Origin of the sequence: Aeromonas sp. s11, assembly GCF_040907945.1 — a bacterium.
GTDB lineage: Bacteria > Pseudomonadota > Gammaproteobacteria > Enterobacterales > Aeromonadaceae > Aeromonas > Aeromonas veronii.
On sequence record NZ_JBFOCU010000010.1, the window covers coordinates 41,937 to 63,806 of the forward strand.

Here is a 21,870-nt window from a genome sequence, read left to right on the forward strand (position 1 = left end):
GATCTTATTTGCTGGATCCACCGGGCGATGGCTGGAGATCCGGCGGCTAAAAACGTAGAATAGCCGGTCTTTAGTTAATCAATCGACAGGAGTTTAGAGTGACTGCTTCGCTATGGCAGCAGTGCCTTAACCGGCTGCAAGATGAGTTGCCCTCGGCAGAATTCAGCATGTGGATCCGGCCGCTTCAAGCGGAGTTGAGTGACAATACTCTGACCCTGTATGCACCGAATCGCTTTGTTCTGGACTGGGTACGAGACAAGTATCTCATCCGGGTTAACGGCATCATCAACGAACTCTGCGGGGTCGACGGCCCCGCCCTGCGTTTTGATATAGGCAATCGTCCCCATCCTGTTGCTGTCGCCAGAGCGCCGGTACAGGGTGCCGCGCCTGTGAATAACTTGCAGAAGAGCTGGGAAAGCAAGGCTGAAGCCAAGCCCGAGCCGAACCACAAGAGCAATACCAACGTAAACTATACCTTCGAGAATTTCGTCGAGGGTAAGTCCAACCAGTTGGCGCGTGCGGCTGCCCGTCAGGTAGCGGACAATCCGGGTGGTGCTTACAACCCGCTGTTCCTCTATGGCGGCACAGGCCTGGGTAAAACCCACCTGTTGCACGCCGTTGGCAATGCCATCAAGGAGAGTAAAAAAGATGCCAAAGTCATCTATATGCACTCCGAGCGGTTTGTTCAGGACATGGTGAAAGCGCTGCAAAACAACGCCATTGAAGAGTTCAAGCGTTACTACCGCAGTGTCGATGCCCTGCTCATCGATGACATCCAGTTCTTCGCCAACAAGGAGCGCTCCCAGGAGGAGTTCTTCCATACCTTCAATGCCTTGCTGGAAGGTAATCAGCAGATCATCCTGACCTCGGATCGCTATCCGAAGGAGATCAACGGTGTCGAGGATCGCCTCAAGTCCCGCTTCGGCTGGGGCCTGACCGTGGCGATCGAACCGCCGGAGCTGGAGACCCGCGTCGCGATCCTGATGCGCAAGGCAGACGAGAACCAGATCCATCTGCCGGACGAAGTGGCCTTCTTCATCGCCAAACGTCTGCGATCCAACGTCCGTGAACTGGAAGGCGCCCTCAACCGGGTGATCGCCAACGCCAACTTCACCGGCCGTGCCATCAACATCGATTTCGTGCGCGAAGCGCTGCGCGACCTGTTGGCACTGCAGGAGAAGCTGGTCACCATCGACAATATCCAGAAGACGGTGGCGGAGTACTACAAGATCAAGCTGGCGGATCTGCTCTCCAAGCGTCGTTCCCGCTCTGTTGCCCGTCCGCGCCAACTGGCGATGGCACTGGCCAAGGAGCTGACCAACCACAGTTTGCCGGAGATAGGTGATGCCTTTGGTGGCCGTGATCACACTACCGTTCTTCATGCCTGCCGCAAGATCGAGCAACTGAAGGAAGAGAGTCACGACATCAAGGAAGACTATTCCAACCTGATCCGTACCCTTTCTTCCTGATAACGGAATCGAGTGGACAGATGCAGCGCGAATATTCCAACCTGATCCGAATCTTTTCCTCCTAATCACAACGGAGAGCACAGATGCAGCTCGAAATTAGCCGTGAGGCCCTGTTACGTCCTCTGCAACTGGTGTCCGGCGCCCTCGGCGGCCGACCGACCCTGCCGATCCTCGGCAACGTGCTGCTTGATGTCAGCAACGGTCTGTTGTCACTGACCGGTACCGATCTCGAAGTAGAGATGATCGGTCAGGTCTATCTGAACGGGGCCAGCGAAGATGGCCGCACCACAGTACCGGCGCGCAAGCTGCTGGATATCTGCCGTGGTCTGCCGGAAGGCGCCGAGATCCGTCTCAATACCGAAGGCGAGCGCCTGATCATCCGCTCCGGTCGTTCCCGCTTCAACCTCTCGACCCTGCCGGCGACCGAGTATCCGAACATCGAGGATTGGGAATCCGTGCTCGAGTTCGATATCAGCCAGCTGGAGCTGAAGAAGCTGATCGATGCGACCCAGTTCTCCATGGCCAGCCAGGACGTGCGTTACTACCTGAACGGCATGCTGTTCGAGAGTGAAGGTCACGGTCTGCGTACCGTGGCGACCGACGGTCACCGTCTGGCTACCTGCCGCCGCGAGGTAGTCGGGGAATCGCTACCCGATCATCAGGTTATCCTGCCGCGCAAAGGGGTACTGGAGCTGGTGCGTCTGCTGGAAGCAGAAGATAAGCCGGTACGACTGCAGATCGGTCGCAGTAATCTGCGTGCTGCGCTGGACGGCTTCATCTTCACCTCCAAGCTGGTGGATGGCCGCTTCCCGGACTGGCGCCGCGTCATTCCGCGCAACAGCGACAAGGCCTTGATCGCCGGCCGTGAGGATCTGCGTCAGGCGTTTGCCCGCGCCGCCATCCTCTCCAACGAGAAATTCCGTGGGGTGCGTCTCAATCTGCAGGAAAACCTGCTGCGCATCACCGCCAACAACCCGGAACAGGAAGAAGCCGAAGAGCTGCTTGACGTACAATATGCCGCTGGCGAGATGGAGATCGGCTTTAACGTCTCTTATGTGCTCGACGTGCTGAATACGTTAAAATGTGACCAAATTCGGATTAGCCTGAGCGATTCCATCAGCAGTGCCATTATTGAGGATTTTGAACATCAGGATGCTCAGTACGTGGTGATGCCGATGCGGATCTAGTCGTGTCCCTGGTCAAACTCCAGCTCAGCGACTTTCGCAATATCCAGCAAGCCAGTCTCAAGCTGTCGCCCGGCCTCAACATTTTGGTCGGGTGCAATGGCAGTGGCAAGACCAGCGTGCTGGAAGCCATTCACTACCTTGGTCTGGGGCGCTCCTTTCGCACTCATTTGACCGGGCGGGTCATCCGCCAGGGGGAGAGGGCGTTTACCCTGTTTGCCCAGTGCGAGCTGGAGGGGCGTCAGGTACCGATCGGTCTTGCCAAAGATAAGAGTGGCGAGACCCAGCTCAAGATTGCCGGGGCACAGGCCCAGCGGCTTGCCGATTTGGCGGAGCTGTTGCCGGTGCAGTTGATCCATCCCGATGGTTTCAACTTGCTGACGGGAGGGCCTCAGGCTCGCCGCGCCTGGCTCGATTGGGGGGTCTTCCATCAGGAGCCGACCTTCTTTGCCCTGTGGGGACGAGTGCGGCGGCTGCTGAAACAGCGCAATGCGCTGTTGCGCCAGAGCACCCAGTACCGTCAGCTGGCGTTCTGGGATCAGGAGCTGGTGCGGCTGGGGGGTGAGCTGGCCGAGTTTCGCGCCAGTTATTGTCAGGCCATTACGCCCCTGATCAAGGAGATGACGGCGGATTTTCTGCCGGAATTCGATATCAGTCTCGGCTTTTACCGGGGCTGGGAGAAAGATACTCCCCTCGGCGATCTGCTGGAGGCGGGGTTTGAGCGGGATCGGGCGCTGGGCTATACCGGTGTCGGTCCACAGAAAGCCGATGTGCGCCTCAAGGCGAACGGGGTACCAGCTCAGGATATTTTGTCCCGGGGTCAGCTGAAGTTGCTGGTCTGCGCCATGCGACTGGCCCAAGGGCTCTATTTGAATCAACATAGCAGCCGTGGCTGTATTTTTTTAATTGACGATTTTGCCTCTGAACTGGATGTCGACAAGCGCCGCTTGCTGGCCGCAAGGCTGAAGCAGTGTGCGTCCCAGGTGTTTATCACCGCCATCGACACCGGTCAGCTCGCAGACATGATGGATGCGAATGACTGCAAGTTGTTCCACGTGGAACAGGGTAAAATCTCCGAAACGTTAGAGAAGGCAGAGAGTAAGCTATGAGTGAAAATACTTACGACTCCTCGAATATCAAGGTGCTGAAGGGCCTGGATGCGGTCCGCAAGCGCCCGGGGATGTATATCGGCGATACGGATGATGGCTCGGGTCTGCACCACATGGTGTTCGAGGTCGTCGATAACTCCATTGACGAGGCGCTCGCTGGCTACTGCTCCGATATTCTGGTCAAGATCCATTCCGACGGTTCTGTCTCTGTGCGTGACAATGGCCGGGGTATCCCGGTAGACATGCACGAGGAGGAGGGCCGCTCCGCCGCAGAGGTCATCATGACCGTGCTGCACGCTGGCGGTAAGTTTGATGACAACTCCTACAAGGTATCCGGCGGCCTGCACGGCGTGGGTGTCTCCGTCGTTAACGCCCTCTCTGACAAGCTGTTGCTGACCATTCGTCGTAACGGCCACGTCTACGAGCAGACCTATCATCTGGGTGAGCCGCAGGCGCCGCTCAAGCAGATTGGCGACAGCACCGGCACCGGTACCGAAGTTCGCTTCTGGCCGAGCCCTGCCATTTTCAGCGATACCCTGTTCCATTACGAGATCCTGGCCAAGCGCCTGCGCGAGCTCTCCTTCCTCAACTCCGGTGTCTCCATCCGTCTGCAAGACGAGCGTGATGGCCGCGAGGCGCATTTCTGCTACGAGGGTGGCATCAAGGCATTCGTTGAGTACCTGAACCAGAACAAGACCCCGATCCACCCGAAGGTGTTTCATTTCACCACCGAGCAGGATGGTATTGGCGTTGAAGTGGCGATGCAGTGGAACGACGCCTATCAGGAAGGGGTCTACTGCTTCACCAACAACATCCCGCAGCGGGATGGTGGTACTCACCTCGTTGGCTTCCGTACCGCGCTGACCCGTACTCTGAACTCCTATATGGACAAAGAGGACTACAGCAAGAAGGCCAAGTCTGCCGCCAGTGGCGACGACGTTCGTGAAGGCCTGATTGCCGTTATCTCCGTCAAGGTGCCGGATCCCAAGTTCTCCTCCCAGACCAAAGACAAGCTGGTCTCTTCCGAAGTGAAGACCGCCGTTGAACAGGCGATGGGTGAGAAGCTGGCCGACTTCCTGCTGGAAAACCCGGGCGATGCCAAGATCGTGGTCAACAAGATCATCGATGCGGCCCGTGCCCGTGAAGCGGCCCGCAAAGCCCGCGAACTGACCCGCCGCAAAGGCGCGCTGGATATCGCCGGTCTGCCCGGCAAGCTGGCTGACTGTCAGGAAAAAGACCCGGCTCTCTCCGAACTCTACATAGTGGAAGGGGACTCTGCTGGTGGTTCCGCCAAGCAGGGTCGCAACCGGAAGAACCAGGCCATCCTGCCGCTCAAGGGCAAGATCCTGAACGTAGAGAAGGCCCGTTTCGACAAGATGATCTCCTCGCAAGAGGTGGGCACCCTGATCACCGCATTGGGCTGCGGTATCGGTCGCGACGAGTACAACCCGGACAAGCTGCGTTATCACAACATCATCATCATGACCGATGCGGACGTTGATGGTGCGCACATCCGAACCCTGCTGCTGACCTTCTTCTATCGTCAGATGCCGGAAATCATCGAACGTGGCTACGTCTACATCGCCCAGCCGCCACTCTATAAAGTGAAGAAGGGCAAGCAGGAGCAGTACCTGAAAGACGAAGACGCGCTGCTGCAGTACCAGACCGCCATGGCGCTGGATGGTGCTACCCTGCACGTCAACGAGTCTGCTCCGGCTATCGGTGGCGAGGCATTGGAGCGCTTGGTCAACCAGCACCGCTCGGTGACTCACCTGATCACCCGTATGTCTCGTCGTGCGCCGGAAGCGGTACTGACCCAGCTGATCTATCAGCCGGAGTTGAACGAAGCGCTGCTGAACAGCGAGAGCGATCTGCTGGCCTGGTGTCAGGGGATGGAAGCCGTGCTCAACGAGAGCAACCACGGTATCCAGTACCAGATCCAGGTTCGTCGTGACGAAGAGCGCAGCCTGTACGTGCCGCACGCCGTTGTGCGTCAGCACGGGGTCGATCGCGAATACCCGCTCAGCTACGACTTCCTGCAATCCGGTGAGTACCGTCAGCTGGTCTCGCTGGGCAAGGAGATCGCCAACCTGATCGAGGAAGGTGGTTTCATCAAGCGTGGCGAGAAGGTCAAACCGGTTGCCAACTTCGTGGAAGCCGTCGAGTGGCTGATGGGCGAAGGCAAACGCGGCATCTACATCCAGCGCTATAAAGGGCTGGGTGAGATGAACCCGGACCAGCTGTGGGAAACCACCATGGATCCGGAAGCCCGCCGTATGCTGCGCGTCACCATCGATGATGCCGTCGGTGCCGATCAGCTCTTCTCCACCCTGATGGGTGATGCCGTTGAGCCCCGTCGTGACTTTATCGAGACCAACGCCCTGCGCGTAGCCAACCTCGACGTCTAATCAGACTCGCTGATTGCAATAAAAAGCCGCTCACAAGAGCGGCTTTTTTACATTTGTAGTCTGCTTTATCAGAGCATTTTGCTCATGATGACCAGGTTGTGGGGTAGCACAGCACCATCGCTAGCCGTGCGATGACGCAACGCTGGCACTATGTGGTGGATGACCCTGAACCCCAGCTTGGCATAGAAAGACTCGGCGGTCTGGGTGCCGAGATTGACCTCGTAAACCCCTTGCTGCGTCAGGTACTCCAGCACGGTATTGGCGAGCAGGGTGCCGGTTCCTGCGGGTTGCCCTGGTTGCACGACCACAGTGCCGATATAGGCGTATCGCTGATTGTCTGTGGAGTAGATAGACCCGGACATACCTCCCTGCAGTTCACCATTCTCATCGCGCAGCATCAAGACAAAGGTCGGCTGGATTTTGGGATCCTGCTCGTTGACCGCTTCGATGTAGAGGATTTTGCCTGCTTGCTGAGAACCGCAATGCGCTCTGAATATTGCAGTGTGATCCGGGCCTGCGGGCATATGAACCGCTTCATGCAGATAGTCACGCTCGACCAGTGGGGTGTGCACCTGAGGGTAAGTGGTGAGTATCACCACCTCATTGATGAGGTGACCCTGTTGCTGCTGTTCCAGGATCAGCAGATCCAGATAATCGAGCGGAGCGGTGAGAAAGCTCGCTTCCGGGTAGTGGACGATTACGTTCTGGTTGAAGCCAAACTCCTGCTCACGCTGTTGTAGTAGGGCAAATAGCATCAGCTGTCGTTCGCTCAGTTTATCGGGGGAGCTGTTGTCCGGCTGGTACAGTTCGAGCGGATTATGTCGAGTGGTCATTGTTTCTCCAGAGAGTAAGGAGCGGGGATGATAGCACAGACGGCCCAGCCGGATGCCGCCCGACGTTCCACGTGAAACACTGGCAGTTGAAAGGATGGGCGAGCGGGCTGAGATAAAGAAAATGCCGAATTTGATGTTCGGCATTTTGATGATGAGTTCACTTGCACAGAGCTGATTCTTTATATGCAGTGTGCTATGGAAGAGTTAATAGTTTTTATGCTGTGACATGAACTGTTGAAGCATTTTACCTACCAGTTCCGGCGATTCTTGATGAGCTGAGTGAGCCGCGAGTGGAATATTGGCAAAACTGGAATCTGCGATTTTTGCTTTTAAAGCCACAGACTCCTCAAGCGAAAATATGACATCGTTATCACCCCTCATGATTAATGTCGGACAACGAATTTTTTCAACTAGGTTACTCGGGTAGCCAGATGGTGTTGTATCAAGCCAAACAGCCTTTACAGCATCGACCAGTTTTGGGAAATCAGGCTCGGGATTTGACACCTTATATAGCGCGACATCATCGGCAAACTTTGAAATCCAAAAGTCTGCTGTTAAGCCGCTTAGCAACCCGAGTGATGGATCATCAGGCTCTAATCGCCACGTTGCACCAAGTGTAACCAAACAAGAAACGCTATCGGGTTCTTGTACGGCTAGTCGATAACCTACGATACCACCATCACTAAAGCCAAATATTGAATATTTATCAACGCCCAGATAGTCGAGGAGTGTTTGGATATCTTGCTGATACTGCAAGTAACTCAGTGGCTTACTACCTAGAGGGGATTTTCCATGGCCACGGAAATCTACACTGATCAACTGATAATCCATGGCAACATATCTTTGAATGGGTATTAGTTCATTAAGGGAACCAAGGCCACCATGAAGCATCAATAAAGGCTCACCATCAGGATTACCCGAAAGTTCGTAATACAACTCACCACCGTTGACGCCGATATAACCACTTTTATTGTTCATGTTTTTGAGCAACCTCGTTTCGATGTACATGACCTAACAGATGAAATAGCACATCTGCGCCGACCCCCTCAGGATGGCGCTACCTGCTGTCAGTTTCTGTCAGCAATGAATTTCGGCTGCGGGATTTGCTGGGTGGTGCGCCACTCCTTCAGCAGGCTCTCTCTGCTTTTTGGATAGCGGCAATCTTGCGGCTGCATCCGGGTGATGCGATCGACCCGAAAGTGGCGAAAGCCCTGACGCAGTTCGCACCAGGCCACCAGTACCCGCACCTGTTCGAAGTAGCCGAGGGCAAATGGCCAGACGGTGCGCTCAGAGGCCTCATCCTTGAGATCGCGATAGCCCAGGGTCACCTTGCGTTGTTGGCGGATGGCGCTGCGCAGCGGAGCTTCATCGGTGAGGCTCTCGCTGCGGGAGGTGCCGATCAGCAGGGCATTGCTCTGGAGCTGCTGGCGATAGTCGGCTGGCAGTACGGCTTCTATCTTGGCCAGCGCACTGCTGGCCGATGCTCTGAAGGCTCCGTCACCGTGGGCGACGACCCAACGTGACCCCAGCACCAGCGCATCCAGCTCCTCTTCACTAAACATCAATGGCGGCAGCATGAAGCCGGGACGCAGCACATAGCCGATCCCGGGTTCACCCTCGATATGGGCACCTTGCGCCTGCAGGGTGGCGATATCCCGATAGAGGGTGCGCAGGCTGATGCCAAGCTGGTTGGCCAGCTCCGCGCCAGTTATGGCGTAACGGTGGCCGCGCAGCAGCTGGAGCAGGGCCAGCAGGCGTTCGGAACGGGACATGGGATGACTCCTCGGGATTTCTGGTTAGCCTGCCATAGCGGAGTGAGCGGGTATAGAGGATGTCATCAGACATTGTTTCCGCGAAAAGATCGTCGCCACTCGCTGGGGGAGATGGCAAAGCGGGCACGGAAGTGATTGCGCAGGGAGGTGGCACTCTTGAAGCCGACCAGCTCGGCGATGCGATCGATGGAATGGCCGCTTACCTCCAGCAGTTCCTGACTGCGCCTGAGCCGCTCCGCCAGCAGCCATTCACCCACCGAGAGGCCGGTTGCCTGATGAAAGCGGCGGGTAAAGGTGCGTCGGCTCATCAGGGTATGGGCCGCCAGAGAGTCCAGGGTGTGAGGCTCTGCCAGATGGGCACGCAGGTGGTCGAGCAACTGGTTCATCCTGACATCGCGAGTGGAGGCGGGCACCGGCTGCTCGATAAACTGGGCCTGCCCCCCTTCCCGGTGAGGCGGGATCACCAGCCGCCGTGCCACCTTGTTGGCGATGGCCGAGCCGTGGTACTGGCGTACCAGATAGAGGCAGCAGTCCAGCCCGGCGGCAGTGCCTGCCGAGGTGACCAGCCCATCGTCATCCACATAGAGGGCGTTGGTATCGAGCTGCACGCAGGGAAAGCGGCGGCAGAAATCCTGTTCGTACTCCCAGTGGGTCGATGCTTTGCGACCATTAAGTAGTCCGGCGTAGGCGAGCACATAGGTGCCAAGACAGAGCCCGACCAGCCGGGCACCTCGGGCTCTGGTGGCAATCAGGGCATCGAGCAGCGCTGCGGGTGGCTGTGCTGCCGGGTCGTGCCAGAAGGGGATGACGATGATCTCCGCCTCGGCCAGCACCTCCAGCCCATGGGGCGCCTGAATGGTGAAGCCTTGCGCCGAGTGTGAGTGGTGGTTGCCATCACCGCAGCAGATCTTGAGCTCGAACAGTGGCTGGCCCGGCAGGATGTCGCCGAAGATGAGGCAGGGGACGGCGCAGTGGAAAGGGCTGAAGTGATCGAAGGTCACCACGGCAACGATCGGGGTGGGCATTATGTTGGCTCCTTCTCTGTGCGCAGAGCACTCATCATAAGCGTCTGGCAGTGAAAGCCGAAGGGCCATGTCTGGCATGGCCCTCCTGCGGATCACAGCGATATCGCCTCGCCATCTTCCGGCACCCGTACCCGATCCATCATGCCCCGTTCCGCCAGATAGTCGCGCAGCTCCTGGCGTGACAGCACGGCGTGGTTGACCGCCTCCATATGGCTGGCGATCAGCGTGGCTTGCGGTGCCGCCTGATATACGGCGGCGACATCCTCCTTGCCCATGATGATGGAACCGAGCCCGGGCACCTGTGCATCGCCACAGTTGAGGATGATGACCTCGGGTTGATGCTGTTGCAGGGCTTGCTCGACCCGGGGATGCCAGATGGTGTCACCGGCCAGATAGAGGCACTGTTCATCGGGGTGGGAGAAGACCACGCCGCATACCTCTCCCATGCGCTCGCCCAGTACCGCCATCAACAGGTCGCTACCATGCTGGCCACCGGTTTGCTGCAGGCGAATGCCGGCAAATTCGGGCTGGTCGCTCAGCAGGCGCACATCCTCAAAGCCACTGGCACGAATGGCATCGGCATCTTTCTGATGTTGTACCAAGAGCGGCAGATGTTTGGGGATCAGGGCTCTGGCGGCATCATCCCAGTGGTCGGGATGGTCGTGGGTGACGATCACTGCGTCCACATCGACCAGCTCATCGATCGGTAGCGGCAGCTCGACCAGCGGATTGCGCAGCTGGCTGTTGGCGGTGCCCTCAAAGCCGGGGAAGGCACCCTTGGCCGAGAGCATGGGGTCGATCAGAAAGCGGGTGCCGGCATAGTCGAGCAGCAAGGTGGCGTTGCGAACCTGGGTAATCTTCATGGGATGGCTCCATGTTGGCTGGTGGATATGCAACCAATTATGGGGTGTGGAGCGCATTGCCATCAGTGGCCCACGGGTCGATTATCATCACTATCGGGCCAACAGGTTGATGTTCTACAGGTCGGTGCGGCCATTTAAAAAATTTGAAAAATCCCCTTGAAAGAAAAAAGTAAGCCCCTATATAGGTAACAAGGCCGGAACGCTCGACAGAGGTTTCGACCAGGCGCCCGTCCATAAGGAGGGCAAACAATCTGTTATCGCTCACAAGAGGGTAATACTATGCGTTCTATCGACTTTTCTCCGCTCTATCGTTCTGCCATCGGTTTCGATCGTCTGGCCAATCTCATCGAATCTGCGGCCAGCAATGGCAATGCCGGTTATCCCCCCTATAACATCGAGCAGTTGGGTGACAACGACTACCGCATCAGCATGGCTGTGGCGGGCTTTACCCAGGAAGAGCTGGAGCTGAGCTTCCAGGAAAATCTGCTGACTGTGAAGGGCAACAAGCAGGCCGACACCGGGCGCAACTATCTCTATCAGGGGATTGCCGAACGTGGTTTCGAGCGCCGCTTCCAGCTGGCCGACTATGTGCGGGTGAAAGGGGCCGACCTGAAAAACGGCTTGCTGCACATCGAGCTGGTGCGTGAAGTGCCCGAGGCGATGAAGCCGCGCAAGATCGAGATCAACGGCTGATAGCCTGAATTTTCTGAAATTTTAAAATTTCCCGGGTGCCGATGACGGGCCTGTGGAGAGTTGAACCTGTTGCTTATTAGAAGGATAGGATTATGCGTAACCTCGATTTCTCTCATCTCTATTCCAACGCCGTCGGCTTCGAGCGGATGGCCCGTGAGCTGGAAGGTCTGTTCGAGCAGAAGACCGCCGCTTACCCCCCGTACAACATTGAAAAGCGCGATCAGGATGGCTATCGCATCACGGTCGCCGTGGCTGGCTTCGAGCGCGAAGAGCTGGAGCTGGAGACCGAAAACGGCACCCTCAAGGTGAAGGGGCGCAAAGGGGCTGCGGCCGGTGAGCGTCAGTTCCTCCATCAGGGGATTGCCGAGCGCGACTTCGAGCTTGCCTTCAAGCTGAGCCAGCACGTGGAAGTGCAGGGCGCCAAGCTGGAGCATGGTCTGTTGACCATCGATCTGGCACGCGAACTGCCGGAGGCGCTCAAGCCCCGCGCAATCCCCATCGGTAAACCCGAGCAGCTGGCGCTGCCCGGCTAAGCAAACCGGATCGCGATAAATGACAAAGGCCTGCATCTGCAGGCCTTTCTGTTTTGTATCGCTGGATTGGATTAACCAGCGTAGAGGGTGTTGATCTCGTCCGCCAGAATGGCGATGCCGCGACGCACCAGCTCCTCGCTCTGGGAGTAGTTGAGGCGAATGCACTCCTGGCTGTGGCGCCACTCGGGGTCATCAATGCCGGGGAAGAAGTAGTGACCCGGCACGATCAGCAGGTTCTTCGCCTTCAGTCGCTCATAGAGCTCCTGACAGTGGATCGGCAAGCCTTCAAACCAGAGCCAGAGGAAGAGGGCGCCTTCCGGTTTATGAATGTGGAAGCGCGGGTCGGGGATCGCTTCGCGCAGCAGCTGCACCGCCAGCTCTGCCTTTTGCTGATAGAAGGGTTTCACCACCTGTTCGCTGAGGGTGATGATCTCGCCGCTCTCGATCATCGGGATGGTGATGGCAGGCCCCAGACTGCCCGGCGCCAGATTGATGATGCCGCTCAGGTTGGTGATGGCCTGAATGATCTTCTCGTCGGCGATGACGATGCCGCAGCGGGTGCCCGGCAAGCCGAGTTTGGAGAGGCTCATGCAGAGGATGGTGTTGGCGTTCCAGAACGGCTTGGCTTCGCTGAAGATGATGCCCGGGAAGGGAACGCCGTAGGCGTTGTCGATCAGCAGCGGGATTCCCTTGTCGCGGGCGATCTGGTCGAGGTGTTCGATCTCTTCGTCGGTCAGCACGTTGCCGGTCGGGTTGGTCGGGCGGGAGACGCAGATCACCCCGATATCGTCACCTACCTGCAGGCTCTCGAAATCCACGTGGTATTTGAACTGGCCATCGGGCAGCTTCTCGATGGTGGGTTTGTAGGCCACGAAGTAGTCGTCGGCCAGCGCCGAGTCGGCATAGCCGATGTATTCGGGGGCGAGCGGGAACAGCACCTTCTTCTTGCGGCCATCGGCAAATTCGCCGGCCAGCAGGTTGAACAGGTAGAAGAAGGCATTCTGGCTGCCGTTGGTCAGGGCGATATTGCGAGCCGAGATATCCCAGCCCAGCTCCTTGCTGAGCAGGGCTGCCAGCGCTTTGGTGAACCTGTCTTTGCCCTGTGGGCCGTCGTAGTTGGCCATCGCTTTGACCAGCTCGCCGTTGTCGAGCAGGCTCTTGGCCTCGGCCTGAAAGCGTTCCAGCATGGCGGGGATGGGGGCCGGATTGCCGCCACCCAGCATGATGGCGTCCGGATTGGTCAGCCCCTGATTGAGGTCATCCATGAGTTGGGTAATACCGGCGTGGCGAGTGAATTTCTCGCCGAACAAGGAAAATTCCATTCAGTGACAGATCCAGAATTGAGTTACGGGGATGTAGCACCATAGCTCAGTTTAAAAGCGGGTGTCGATCAAAAAGATGGGACGTTCCACGTGGAACATGGTGCAAAAATCAAGCGTGGTTAAAAGCACCAACTATTGGTTTAAAAATGACCGAGCGGGATGCATTTTGCGACTCAATTTGGTATCGAGATATAGTTAATTTAAACAAAATCATTATGTTATGAATTGCCTGAGGATTGGCACAACTATTGGAATAGCTATCTGGTCATCTCAACCATACCGGAGCAAACCAGATGAAAAACCTGATCGCTACCCTGATAGTGAGTGCCCTGAGCCTGAACGTGATGGCCAACGAAAACCCGCGGCCCGAGTTGGAGAGTGTCCAGCTGGAGCAGGATGTGCAGAGCGAGTTGCAACAGGCATCCCATGCCGTGGTGAAGGATGCGTTGCATAACCTCAAGCCGCTGGCGCTGGATACCCTGGTGGTGGAGGCGAGTCAGGCTGTGGCCACTCACCCCGAGAGTTGAGGTAGCGCAGGGGGGTCTGTCCCGTATGTTGTTTGAAGAAGCTGATGAAGGCGCTGTCGCTGGAGAACTCCAGCGCAGCGGCAATCCGGCTGATGGACTCGCTTTCTGCCAGCAGCTCCATGGCGCGCAACAGCCGCCACTGCTGACGCCACGCCTGATAGCTCATGCCGGTCTCCCGCATAAAGATACGGCCAATGGTCTTGTCACTGGCACCTACCCGTTCGGCCAGCCGGTTGAGTCGATCGGGCAGGGCATCCCCCCGTTTCAACTGCTGTAGCCAGTCGCCCAGTCTGGGATCGGTTGGCAGCGGCAACTGCCACGACTCCCGTGGCGCCTGCCCCAACTCCTCCATAAACAGTGCAACCGTCCGTTGCTGCTGCTCTTGCGGTTTGTCCCACGGCCAGAGCGCCATCCGTTCGATCAGTTCGTGCAGCAGCGGATTGACCGCCAGCACCTCCACCGTGCCGGGCAACTCGGGGTGCGGCTGGAAGTAGAGGGAGCGGTAGGCCACCACACCACGCATCAGTACCCGGTGGGCTGTGCCCGCAGGCAGCCAGGCGGCGCGGGTGGGTGGCAGCAGGCAGACCCGACCTTCCAGCTCCATGGTCATGCAGCCGGATTGGGCGAACAGCAGCTGATGGCGTTGATGTTGATGCAGACCCGAGTCGTGCCAGCCGAGCGCGGAGGCAATGCCGATTACGCTGCCCGTCAGCTGGTCGGGGTCAAAAGGGTGATCGGGAAGAATAAAGGCCATATGTCCGATTTTTGATGTTTATAGTCCTGCTTATTGTAATCAGACAATCGGCATCTCTCTAGAATGGCGACCTCTTGTGAAGGAGGTTTGTCATGAACAACAAGTTGCCACCGCTCTGGCTGGTGGTGGGATTGATGATGTTTCCCCAAATTGTGGAGACCATCTACAGCCCGGTCCTGACCCACATCGCTACCGAGTTTCAGGTGAGCGAGGGGCAGGCATCCCAGACCCTGTCGGTCTATTTTCTGGCGTTTGCGGTGGGTGTGGTCTGCTGGGGACGGCTCTGCGATCTGATTGGGCGGCGTCCCGCCATGCTGGCGGGTCTGCTCACCTATGGTGTCGGCACCTTGCTGGCACTGCTGGCTAATCAGTTTGAAACCCTGCTGCTGGCCCGGATCATCTCGGCCTTTGGCGCCGCCGTGGGTTCTGTGGTGACCCAGACCATGCTGCGCGACAGCTATCAGGGTAGCGATCTGGCGCGGGTCTTCTCGGTGATGGGCATTGCGCTCTCACTGAGCCCAGTGCTGGGGCTGCTCAGTGGTGGCCAGCTGGCGAGCGGGTTCGGCTATCTCGGAGTGTTCAGCGGTCTGCTGGTCCTGGCGGTAGGTTTGCTGCTGGTGACCTGTTGGCAGTTGCCGGAAACCCGTCCGGCCACCAGCCAGCGAGTCGCGCTCTGGCCGCTGGCGTGTCGGATGATGAAGGATGGCGGACTCTGGCGCAGTGCCATGCTAGTCGCCCTGTTCAACACCATGCTGTTTGGCTACTACAGTCTGGCCCCCTTCCTGTTTGCCGGATTGGGATTGAGCACCGGCGAGTTTGGCTATTCGGGGATCTTGCTGGCGCAGGCGACTCTGCTCGGCAGCCTGCTCAACAAGCATCTCTTGGGGAGGGGGTGGCTGCCGTCATCTCTGGTCAGACTGGCTTGCGCTCTGGCGCTGGTTACCGGGCTGCTGGTATGGGCGACTCAGGCCAGCCTCTGGTTCCTGTTGCCCATGATGGGGATTGTGGTGGCCTTCGGGCTGGCGATCCCCAATGTGCTGAGTCAGGCGCTGCTGGCCTATCGCGAGGTAGCGGGCAGTGCTGGTGCCCTGTTCGGGCTTGGCTACTACCTGCTGCTTAGTCTGGGGTTGGCGGTAGCGGCCGGATTGCAGGATCTCGGCCTGTTGCTGAGTGGCTGCGGTTTGCTGGCGCTGATTTGCTGCGGGCGCCGTTCCACGTGAAACATCAGTTGCCGATAAAGCGGTAGCCGATACCAGATTCGGTCTCGATAAGCGTCGGTTGCTGGGGGTTATCCCCCAGCTTCTTGCGCAGACTGGCGATGACGATGCGCAGGTAGTGGGTGTCCTCCTTGTGGCTCGGCCCCCAGATGTCGTTGAGCAGCTGGGTCTGCATCACCAGCTTGCCGGGGTGGCACACCAGCGCCTGCAGCAGGGCGAACTCCTTGCGGGAGAGGGGGATTTCCTCCTCCCTCATGGTCACTTTGTGGCTGCTGATATCCAGCGTCAGGCCGCATTGGGGGAAGTGGCGCCGCTCGCCACTGCTGACACCAGCCCGCTGGCGCAAGAGCACGCGAATGCGGGCCATCATCTCGCCGATGCCAAACGGCTTGCTCATGTAGTCGTTGGCGCCGGCATCCAGCAGCCGCACCTTCTCCTGCTCTGAATCACGGGCCGACAGCACCAGCACAGGATTGGGGTGGTGTTCGCGAATGGCCTGCAACACCTGAATGCCATCGCCATCCGGCAGACCGAGATCGAGGATCACCAGATCGGGGTTGAGGTGGCGATACTGCTCCAGCCCTTCATTGACCCCCACCGCCTCACTCACCTGATGGCCCTCGGCAATCAGGCTGATCCGCAGAAAGCGACGGATCGCCGCTTCATCATCTATGACCAGAATGTGCGCCATCGAACCTCCAGAGGCGAATGGTGGGAGGGGCTGAGTGACCCGATCTGGCGGTCAACTATCAGACCTCCGGTGAATTGAGAGCAAGCGGCAGGGAGATGCGCATGCAGGTTCCGTTGCCATTGGGGCCGGAGAAGGCCCAAATCTTGCCGCCGTGGGCCTCTATCATAGCGCGGGAAATGGCGAGGCCAAGCCCGGTGCCACGGCTGCCGCAATCACCCACCGGCTGGGTGTAGAAGAGGTTGAAGATCTTCTCCCGATCCGACTCGGCGATACCGACCCCGATATCGATGATATCGATGATGAGGTCGGGTTCGGCCACCATCACCTTGAACTCGATGGGGGTGCCAGCTGGCGAGTAGCGGGAGGCGTTGTCGAGGATATTGACCAGCACCTGCTCGATCAGGGCGCCGTGCACATAGATCTGGGGCACATGCTGATCGAAATGGACCAGCAGCTTGTGCTGGCGCCAGGAGGAGTCGAGCCGCTTGCGGGCGCTCTCCACCAGATCTGCCAGATCGACCCAGTCCCGTTTCAGCTGGAAGTCGGGGGAGCCGATGCGGGTCATATCCAGCAGATTCTGCACATAGCTGTGCAGGCGGCGCGCCTCCTCCTGCACCGAGTGGAGCAGTTCGTCACGGTCTTCGGCGGGGATCCGGTCACCATATTCCAGCAGGGTGCTGCCAGCCCCCATGATGGTGGCCAGCGGTGTCTTCAAATCGTGGGAGACCGAGGAGAGCAGGGCGGCGCGCATCCGGTCGGTCTCCGCTTGCAACTGACTGTCGGCCAGCCGCTCGTTGAGGTCGATCCGCGCCAGCGCGGCGCGAATGTCGGTGAGCAGCGCTTGTAGCTGGTGTTCGGCAGAGGAGGAGAGCGGATTGGCCAGCGTTATGCCGATCACCAGATCATCGCTGAGGTGGTGATACTGGGCCTCGGCGGCATTGAGAGTTGCGGTGTGGGCTCCGGCGCTCTGCTTCTGGGCCAGACACCAGTCGATGGCCGCCTTGTCGGTCTGGCCGGGCCTGTGCTTCTCGTTGCCGAGCCGATCGTTGAACTCCTTGTCGATCACCACGGTCGGCTGGCCGAGCGCCAGCGAAATGGCCTGGGCACCTTGTCTCAAAACCTCCTCCGGGCTGCTGGCAGTGGCCAGCCCCTGACTGAGGGAGAGCAGGGCATTGCCCAGCTGCTGGGTCTCGCGCAGACCGATCAGCTGTTGCCGCTGGCGGGAGGCGAGCCGCCCCGCGGTCATGCCGACGATAAGCAGCACAAACAGGGTGAGCAGATCGCTGTGGTTGGCGACGCTCAGGGAGAAGTAGGGGGCGGTGAACAGCAGATTGTGGGCGATAAAGCCCAGCACCGCCGCCAGCGTGGCGGGTACCAGACTGGTGGTGAGGGCCGTCGCCAGTACCCCCAGCACGAAGATGAGCGGTAACGCTGCCGGCGGCAGCCAGTAGGAGAGCCCCCAGGCGGCGGCCGAGGAGATCCCCATGATGGTCACCGCCAGCAGGCTGTGGTGAATATCTTTCGGGGTCGGGACGCGCATCCCCACTTCTGGCTTCTGCTTCTCGGTATCGACCAGCGTGATTTCGAGCCCCTGCGCCTGCTTGAGCAGGTGCTGCACCAGCGAGCGGCGCCACGGTGCCTTGTGGGGTTTGCCGAGCAGCAGCTGGGAGACCTGCTGCTGTTCGGCGGTCTCCAGCAGGGTGTTGGCGACCGCCGGGCTGGATAGCGTCAGTACCTTGGCGCCGAGGTGGGAGGCGAGCGCCAGCGCCTGCTCCACATCGGCCGAGCGGCGGCCATTGCTGTCGACATGCACTACCAGCCAGGGGAGTTGGCGGCGCTGGGCAAAGCGGTGGCCGTAGCGCACCAGCGCCGAGCCGTGCAGGTCACCGAGGCAAACCATCAGCTTGCCCCGTAGCGGCAAGGTGCTCTTGCCTGCCGCTTGCCACTGCAGTTGCAGATCGCCCTCCACATGGCTGGCGGCGGTCTGCATCGCCAGCTCCCGCAATGCGGTGAGGTTGTTGAGGGAGAAGAAGGATTGCAGCGCCGCCTTGGCCTGATGGGGCACATAGACCTTGCCCTCCTTGAGGCGGCCGAGCAGCTCCTTGGGGGGGAGGTCGATCAGTACCAGACTGTCGGCTTCCAGCAGCACCTGATCGGGCAGGGTCTCTTTCACCCTGACCCCGGTCAGCTGCCACACCAGATCGTTGAGGCTCTCCAGATGCTGCACGTTGAGGGTGGTGTAGACGTCGATCCCGGCGTTGAGCAGCTCCTCCACATCCTGCCAGCGCTTCTCGTGGCGGCTGCCGGGGGCGTTGCTGTGGGCCAGCTCGTCCACCACGGCGATGGCCGGTTTGCGGGCGAGCAGGCCGTCGAGATCCATCTCCTCCAGTCGCTGCTGGCGGTGCATGTGGATTTTGCGCGGCATGATGGCGAGCTTGTCGAGCAGAGCCAGCGTCTCCTGCCGGCCATGGGTCTCCACCACGCCGATCAGGATGTCTACCCCCTCTTTGGCCTGCTCCCGCACCGCCTGCAGCATGGCGTAGGTCTTGCCCACGCCGGGAGCGGCGCCGAGAAACACCTTCAGCTTGCCCTTGTGCTCCTGTTCCAGGCTCGCCAGCAGGGCGTCGGCCCTTACCTCATCACGCATCCCCATGCTCCTGCATCAGACTCGTCAGCAGGGCATCAGCGCTTGCTACATCAGCCATTGTTATCCCTATCGAGCCAACCGCCCGTTTCGAAAATCGAGGTCATCACCAAACCGGAATGGGCGCCATCAGGCGCCCTTTTTATGCTCCAGTTGCAGATTCAGCTGGAGAATGTTGACCACCTGCGGGCCAAGGATACCAGCTTGTGTGGCCGACTTGACCTGCTCCGTCAGTTGGGCGGGATCCAGTCCACGTTCTTTGGCGACGCGGTTGACCTGAGCCATCACCGCATCCAGCGGCAGGTGGGGATCGAGGCCGGAGGCGGAGCGGGTCAGCATGGCGGGGGAGCGGGTTCCAGGCTGTGCCTTGGCCACCTGTTCGGCAAACTCTGCCCGCAGCGGCGAGCTCATCCCCAGATTGCTGGCGCTGCCGCCTATGGTGTTGAAATCGCTGGCGGAGGGACGGGGATGGAAATAGTCAGCCCGCTCGAATTTCTGCCCCAGCAGGGCGCTACCGATGAGTTGCTGTTTACTGTCGGTCAGCTGGCTGCCGTTGGCCTGCCAGGGGAACAGCAGCTGTGCCAGTCCGGTGACCGCCAGCGGGTAGGCGACCCCCAGCAGCAGGGTCAGGGTCAACAGGGTTCTGATTGCTATCATGATTCGCTTGCTCCAAAGGATGGCTGGGGATGCGGGTCTGACCCGCATCCCGGTTATGTCGTTACACCAGACCCAGGCCGGTAATGACCAGATCGATCAGCTTGATGCCGATAAAAGGCACCAGCAGGCCACCGACACCGTAGATCAGCAGGTTGCGGCGCAGCAGGCTGGCGGCCGAGCCTTTCAGGTCGACACCGCGCAGAGCCAGTGGCACCAGCGCCACAATGATCAGGGCGTTGAAGATGATGGCCGACAGGATGGCGCTCTGCGGGCTGCCCAGCTGCATCAGGTTCAGCGCCCCCAGTTGCGGGTAGGCGGCGATGAACAGGGCTGGCAGGATGGCGAAGTACTTGGCCACGTCGTTGGCGATGGAGAAGGTAGTCAGGGCGCCACGGGTCACCAGCAGCTGTTTGCCGACCAGCACCACATCCAGCAGCTTGGTGGGGTTGGAGTCGAGATCCACCAGATTGCCCGCCTCCTTGGCGGCCTGGGTACCCTCGTTCATGGCCAGCCCCACATCAGCCTGCGCCAGCGCGGGCGCATCGTTGGCGCCGTCACCGCACATGGCGACCAGACGACCATCGGCCTGCTCCTGCCGGATATAGGCGAGCTTCTTCTCCGGCGTCGCTTCGGCGATGAAGTCATCCACCCCGGCTTCGGCGGCGATGGCGGCGGCGGTTTTCGGGTTGTCACCGGTGATCATCACGGTACGGATCCCCATATGGCGCAGGATCTGGAAGCGAGCCTTGATACCGGGCTTGATGATGTCCTTGAGGTAGACCACCCCCAGCAGTTTCTCCTGAGTGCAGACCAGCAGCGGAGTCCCACCCTGACGGGCGATGCTGTCGACTGACTTGAGCACCAGCTCAGGTACCGCCTTGCGGTCGAGGCTGAGGTAGTTCAACATGGCATCCACCGCACCCTTGCGATATTGATGACCGTTGCGATCCAGTCCGCTCAGGCGAGTTTCGGCGCTGAAGGGGATCACCTTGTCGCTCTCCAGCTGGCTCGGCTTGGCCATGCTCTTGCTGGCCAGAGTCAGGATGGATTTGCCCTCCGGGGTGTTGTCACCCAGCGAGGCCAGCATGGCCGCTTGTGCCAGCAGGGCAGGGTCGACACCCGGTGCCGGGATCAACTCATCGGCCATCCGGTTGCCGAAGGTGATGGTGCCGGTCTTGTCCAGCAGCAGGGTGCGCACGTCACCAGCCGCTTCCACGGCACGGCCAGACTTGGCGATGACGTTCAGCTTCACCAGTCGATCCATACCGGCAATGCCGATGGCGGAGAGCAGGCCGCCAATGGTGGTCGGGATCAGGGTAATGAAGAGAGCGATCAGGTAGAGACGCGGGACCTGGGTGCCGTTGTAGTCGAGGAACCAGGGCAGGGTAGCCACCACCAGCAGGAAGATCAGGGTCAAGCCCACCAGCAGGGCGTCGAGCGCCATCTCGTTGGGGGTCTTCTGGCGCTTGGCCCCTTCCACCAGTGCGATCATCCGATCCAGCGTACTTTCGCCCGGATTGTTGCTGACGCGCACCCAGATCTCGTCGGAGACGACCGTCGTGTTGCCGGTCACGCCGCTGCGGTCGGTACCCGACTCGCGGATGACGGGGGCGGATTCGCCGGTGATGGCCGCCTCGTTGACCGAGGCGATACCGGCGATCACTTCACCGTCGGCCGGGATCATCTCGCCGCTGCGTACCAGCACCAGGTCCCCCTTCATCAGGCTGGTGGCGGGTACCCATTCGCCCTGACCATCTTTGGCATTCGCCACCCGACGGGTCTTCAGCTGGCTCATGCCCGCCTTCAGGCTGTCGGCTCGCGCCTTGCCTCGCCCCTCGGCCAGGGTTTCCGCGAAGTTGGCAAACCAGAGGGTCAGCCAGAGCCAGGCGGTCAGCTGCCAGGCCAGCGAGGGGGCGACGCCGGAGAAAGGCTGCCCCAGCAGGGACTCCACCGTCGCCATGACTGCGGCCAGCCAGAGGGTGAACAGGATGGGGCTGCCAAACAGCGCCTTGGGATTGAAGCGATAGAGGGCCTCAACCATTGCCTGGATGATCTGTGATTTCTGTTTTTTGCCCTTCACCAACATGGTGTCGGTGCTCATTGCAGTGGACTTGCTCATTGGAAAGCTCCCAGCATCAGATAGTTGGCGATTGGCATCCGGATGGTGAT

The 21,870-nt window shown here is 59.4% G+C and carries 19 protein-coding genes; 8 read left to right on the plus strand and 11 right to left on the minus strand.

The annotated features are described in order from the left end of the window. The first annotated feature begins 98 nt into the window (after positions 1-98). The 4 genes from dnaA (at position 99) to gyrB (ending at position 6,170) form a co-directional block, all read left to right on the plus strand. The gene (gene dnaA / locus AB5Y84_RS02050; protein WP_005339307.1) at positions 99-1,469 is read left to right on the plus strand and encodes a chromosomal replication initiator protein DnaA; all 1,371 of its coding nucleotides are present in this window, start codon (positions 99-101) and stop codon (positions 1,467-1,469) included. A gap of 83 nt (positions 1,470-1,552) precedes the next feature. Next, complete coding sequence (gene dnaN / locus AB5Y84_RS02055) at positions 1,553-2,656, plus strand: DNA polymerase III subunit beta (protein WP_005339306.1); 1,104 nt, start codon at positions 1,553-1,555, stop codon at positions 2,654-2,656. Positions 2,657-2,658: 2 nt separating this feature from the next. Further along, positions 2,659-3,762, plus strand: a complete 1,104-nt coding sequence (gene recF / locus AB5Y84_RS02060; protein ID WP_005339305.1) for a DNA replication/repair protein RecF — start codon at positions 2,659-2,661, stop codon at positions 3,760-3,762. Continuing rightward, complete coding sequence (gene gyrB, locus AB5Y84_RS02065; protein ID WP_005357188.1) at positions 3,759-6,170, plus strand: DNA topoisomerase (ATP-hydrolyzing) subunit B; 2,412 nt, start codon at positions 3,759-3,761, stop codon at positions 6,168-6,170. The genes recF and gyrB overlap by 4 nt, the downstream gene beginning before the upstream one ends. Positions 6,171-6,238: 68 nt before the next feature. Here the strand turns inward: gyrB and AB5Y84_RS02070 are convergent, their stop codons facing one another. The 5 genes from AB5Y84_RS02070 to AB5Y84_RS02090 form a co-directional block, all read right to left on the minus strand. Then, positions 6,239-7,003, minus strand: coding sequence for a GNAT family N-acetyltransferase (locus AB5Y84_RS02070; RefSeq protein ID WP_106844444.1), 765 nt, complete (start codon positions 7,001-7,003; stop codon positions 6,239-6,241). A 204-nt stretch (positions 7,004-7,207) separates the two neighbouring features. Then, entirely contained in the window at positions 7,208-7,981 is a 774-nt protein-coding gene (locus AB5Y84_RS02075; RefSeq protein WP_043820704.1) for an alpha/beta fold hydrolase, read from the minus strand. A gap of 89 nt (positions 7,982-8,070) precedes the next feature. Next, a complete protein-coding gene (locus tag AB5Y84_RS02080; RefSeq protein WP_368176269.1) occupies positions 8,071-8,775 on the minus strand; it encodes a helix-turn-helix transcriptional regulator in 705 nt (234 codons plus the stop codon). A 65-nt stretch (positions 8,776-8,840) separates the two neighbouring features. After that, a complete protein-coding gene (locus AB5Y84_RS02085; protein ID WP_368176270.1) occupies positions 8,841-9,800 on the minus strand; it encodes a helix-turn-helix domain-containing protein in 960 nt (319 codons plus the stop codon). 92 nt (positions 9,801-9,892) lie between these two features. Further along, positions 9,893-10,663, minus strand: a complete 771-nt coding sequence (locus tag AB5Y84_RS02090) for an MBL fold metallo-hydrolase (RefSeq protein ID WP_368176271.1) — start codon at positions 10,661-10,663, stop codon at positions 9,893-9,895. A gap of 279 nt (positions 10,664-10,942) precedes the next feature. Here AB5Y84_RS02090 and AB5Y84_RS02095 point away from each other — a divergent pair, with 279 nt between their 5' ends. Then, the gene (locus tag AB5Y84_RS02095; protein ID WP_005339298.1) at positions 10,943-11,356 is read left to right on the plus strand and encodes an Hsp20 family protein; all 414 of its coding nucleotides are present in this window, start codon (positions 10,943-10,945) and stop codon (positions 11,354-11,356) included. A gap of 92 nt (positions 11,357-11,448) precedes the next feature. Beyond that, the gene (locus AB5Y84_RS02100) at positions 11,449-11,889 is read left to right on the plus strand and encodes an Hsp20 family protein (RefSeq protein ID WP_005339297.1); all 441 of its coding nucleotides are present in this window, start codon (positions 11,449-11,451) and stop codon (positions 11,887-11,889) included. Positions 11,890-11,960: 71 nt separating this feature from the next. On the opposite strand, the gene AB5Y84_RS02105 is transcribed toward AB5Y84_RS02100, so the two are convergent. Further along, positions 11,961-13,211, minus strand: a complete 1,251-nt coding sequence (locus AB5Y84_RS02105) for a valine--pyruvate transaminase (RefSeq protein WP_164535751.1) — start codon at positions 13,209-13,211, stop codon at positions 11,961-11,963. 293 nt (positions 13,212-13,504) lie between these two features. Here AB5Y84_RS02105 and AB5Y84_RS02110 point away from each other — a divergent pair, with 293 nt between their 5' ends. After that, positions 13,505-13,738, plus strand: a complete 234-nt coding sequence (locus AB5Y84_RS02110; RefSeq protein WP_368176272.1) for a hypothetical protein — start codon at positions 13,505-13,507, stop codon at positions 13,736-13,738. Here the strand turns inward: AB5Y84_RS02110 and AB5Y84_RS02115 are convergent. Then, positions 13,668-14,492, minus strand: coding sequence for a helix-turn-helix transcriptional regulator (locus tag AB5Y84_RS02115; RefSeq protein ID WP_368176273.1), 825 nt, complete (start codon positions 14,490-14,492; stop codon positions 13,668-13,670). The genes AB5Y84_RS02110 and AB5Y84_RS02115 overlap by 71 nt on opposite strands. Before the next feature lie 92 nt (positions 14,493-14,584). Here AB5Y84_RS02115 and AB5Y84_RS02120 point away from each other — a divergent pair, with 92 nt between their 5' ends. After that, positions 14,585-15,712 (plus strand): multidrug effflux MFS transporter, encoded by a 1,128-nt coding sequence (locus tag AB5Y84_RS02120; RefSeq protein WP_368176274.1) that lies wholly within the window; start codon positions 14,585-14,587, stop codon positions 15,710-15,712. A gap of 4 nt (positions 15,713-15,716) precedes the next feature. On the opposite strand, the gene AB5Y84_RS02125 is transcribed toward AB5Y84_RS02120, so the two are convergent. The 4 genes from AB5Y84_RS02125 to kdpB all read right to left on the minus strand — a co-directional run bounded on the left by AB5Y84_RS02125 (position 15,717) and on the right by kdpB (position 21,820). Beyond that, a complete protein-coding gene (locus AB5Y84_RS02125) occupies positions 15,717-16,400 on the minus strand; it encodes a response regulator (RefSeq protein WP_021230453.1) in 684 nt (227 codons plus the stop codon). Positions 16,401-16,458: 58 nt separating this feature from the next. Continuing rightward, on the minus strand, positions 16,459-19,047 hold the full coding sequence (locus AB5Y84_RS02130; RefSeq protein ID WP_368176275.1) for an ATP-binding protein: 2,589 nt from the start codon (positions 19,045-19,047) through the stop codon (positions 16,459-16,461). A gap of 126 nt (positions 19,048-19,173) precedes the next feature. Further along, positions 19,174-19,701, minus strand: a complete 528-nt coding sequence (locus AB5Y84_RS02135; RefSeq protein WP_368176276.1) for a potassium-transporting ATPase subunit C — start codon at positions 19,699-19,701, stop codon at positions 19,174-19,176. 61 nt (positions 19,702-19,762) lie between these two features. Beyond that, on the minus strand, positions 19,763-21,820 hold the full coding sequence (kdpB, locus tag AB5Y84_RS02140; protein ID WP_368176277.1) for a potassium-transporting ATPase subunit KdpB: 2,058 nt from the start codon (positions 21,818-21,820) through the stop codon (positions 19,763-19,765). Positions 21,821-21,870 lie beyond the last annotated feature (50 nt).

What these genes read in the sequence shown, in the direction of transcription:
- AB5Y84_RS02115 (WP_368176273.1), bottom strand. Translation starts at nt 14,492, where the DNA reads ATGGCCTTTATTCTTCCCGATCACCCTTTTGACCCCGACCAGCTGACG.
- AB5Y84_RS02075 (WP_043820704.1), bottom strand. Translation starts at nt 7,981, where the DNA reads ATGAACAATAAAAGTGGTTATATCGGCGTCAACGGTGGTGAGTTGTAT.
- gyrB (WP_005357188.1), top strand. Translation starts at nt 3,759, where the DNA reads ATGAGTGAAAATACTTACGACTCCTCGAATATCAAGGTGCTGAAGGGC.
- AB5Y84_RS02105 (WP_164535751.1), bottom strand. Translation starts at nt 13,211, where the DNA reads ATGGAATTTTCCTTGTTCGGCGAGAAATTCACTCGCCACGCCGGTATT.
- AB5Y84_RS02085 (WP_368176270.1), bottom strand. Translation starts at nt 9,800, where the DNA reads ATGCCCACCCCGATCGTTGCCGTGGTGACCTTCGATCACTTCAGCCCT.
- AB5Y84_RS02130 (WP_368176275.1), bottom strand. Translation starts at nt 19,047, where the DNA reads ATGCGTGATGAGGTAAGGGCCGACGCCCTGCTGGCGAGCCTGGAACAG.
- AB5Y84_RS02110 (WP_368176272.1), top strand. Translation starts at nt 13,505, where the DNA reads ATGAAAAACCTGATCGCTACCCTGATAGTGAGTGCCCTGAGCCTGAAC.
- AB5Y84_RS02070 (WP_106844444.1), bottom strand. Translation starts at nt 7,003, where the DNA reads ATGACCACTCGACATAATCCGCTCGAACTGTACCAGCCGGACAACAGC.
- AB5Y84_RS02095 (WP_005339298.1), top strand. Translation starts at nt 10,943, where the DNA reads ATGCGTTCTATCGACTTTTCTCCGCTCTATCGTTCTGCCATCGGTTTC.
- kdpB (WP_368176277.1), bottom strand. Translation starts at nt 21,820, where the DNA reads ATGAGCAAGTCCACTGCAATGAGCACCGACACCATGTTGGTGAAGGGC.
- AB5Y84_RS02080 (WP_368176269.1), bottom strand. Translation starts at nt 8,775, where the DNA reads ATGTCCCGTTCCGAACGCCTGCTGGCCCTGCTCCAGCTGCTGCGCGGC.
- AB5Y84_RS02090 (WP_368176271.1), bottom strand. Translation starts at nt 10,663, where the DNA reads ATGAAGATTACCCAGGTTCGCAACGCCACCTTGCTGCTCGACTATGCC.
- AB5Y84_RS02100 (WP_005339297.1), top strand. Translation starts at nt 11,449, where the DNA reads ATGCGTAACCTCGATTTCTCTCATCTCTATTCCAACGCCGTCGGCTTC.
- dnaN (WP_005339306.1), top strand. Translation starts at nt 1,553, where the DNA reads ATGCAGCTCGAAATTAGCCGTGAGGCCCTGTTACGTCCTCTGCAACTG.
- AB5Y84_RS02135 (WP_368176276.1), bottom strand. Translation starts at nt 19,701, where the DNA reads ATGATAGCAATCAGAACCCTGTTGACCCTGACCCTGCTGCTGGGGGTC.
- AB5Y84_RS02120 (WP_368176274.1), top strand. Translation starts at nt 14,585, where the DNA reads ATGAACAACAAGTTGCCACCGCTCTGGCTGGTGGTGGGATTGATGATG.
- AB5Y84_RS02125 (WP_021230453.1), bottom strand. Translation starts at nt 16,400, where the DNA reads ATGGCGCACATTCTGGTCATAGATGATGAAGCGGCGATCCGTCGCTTT.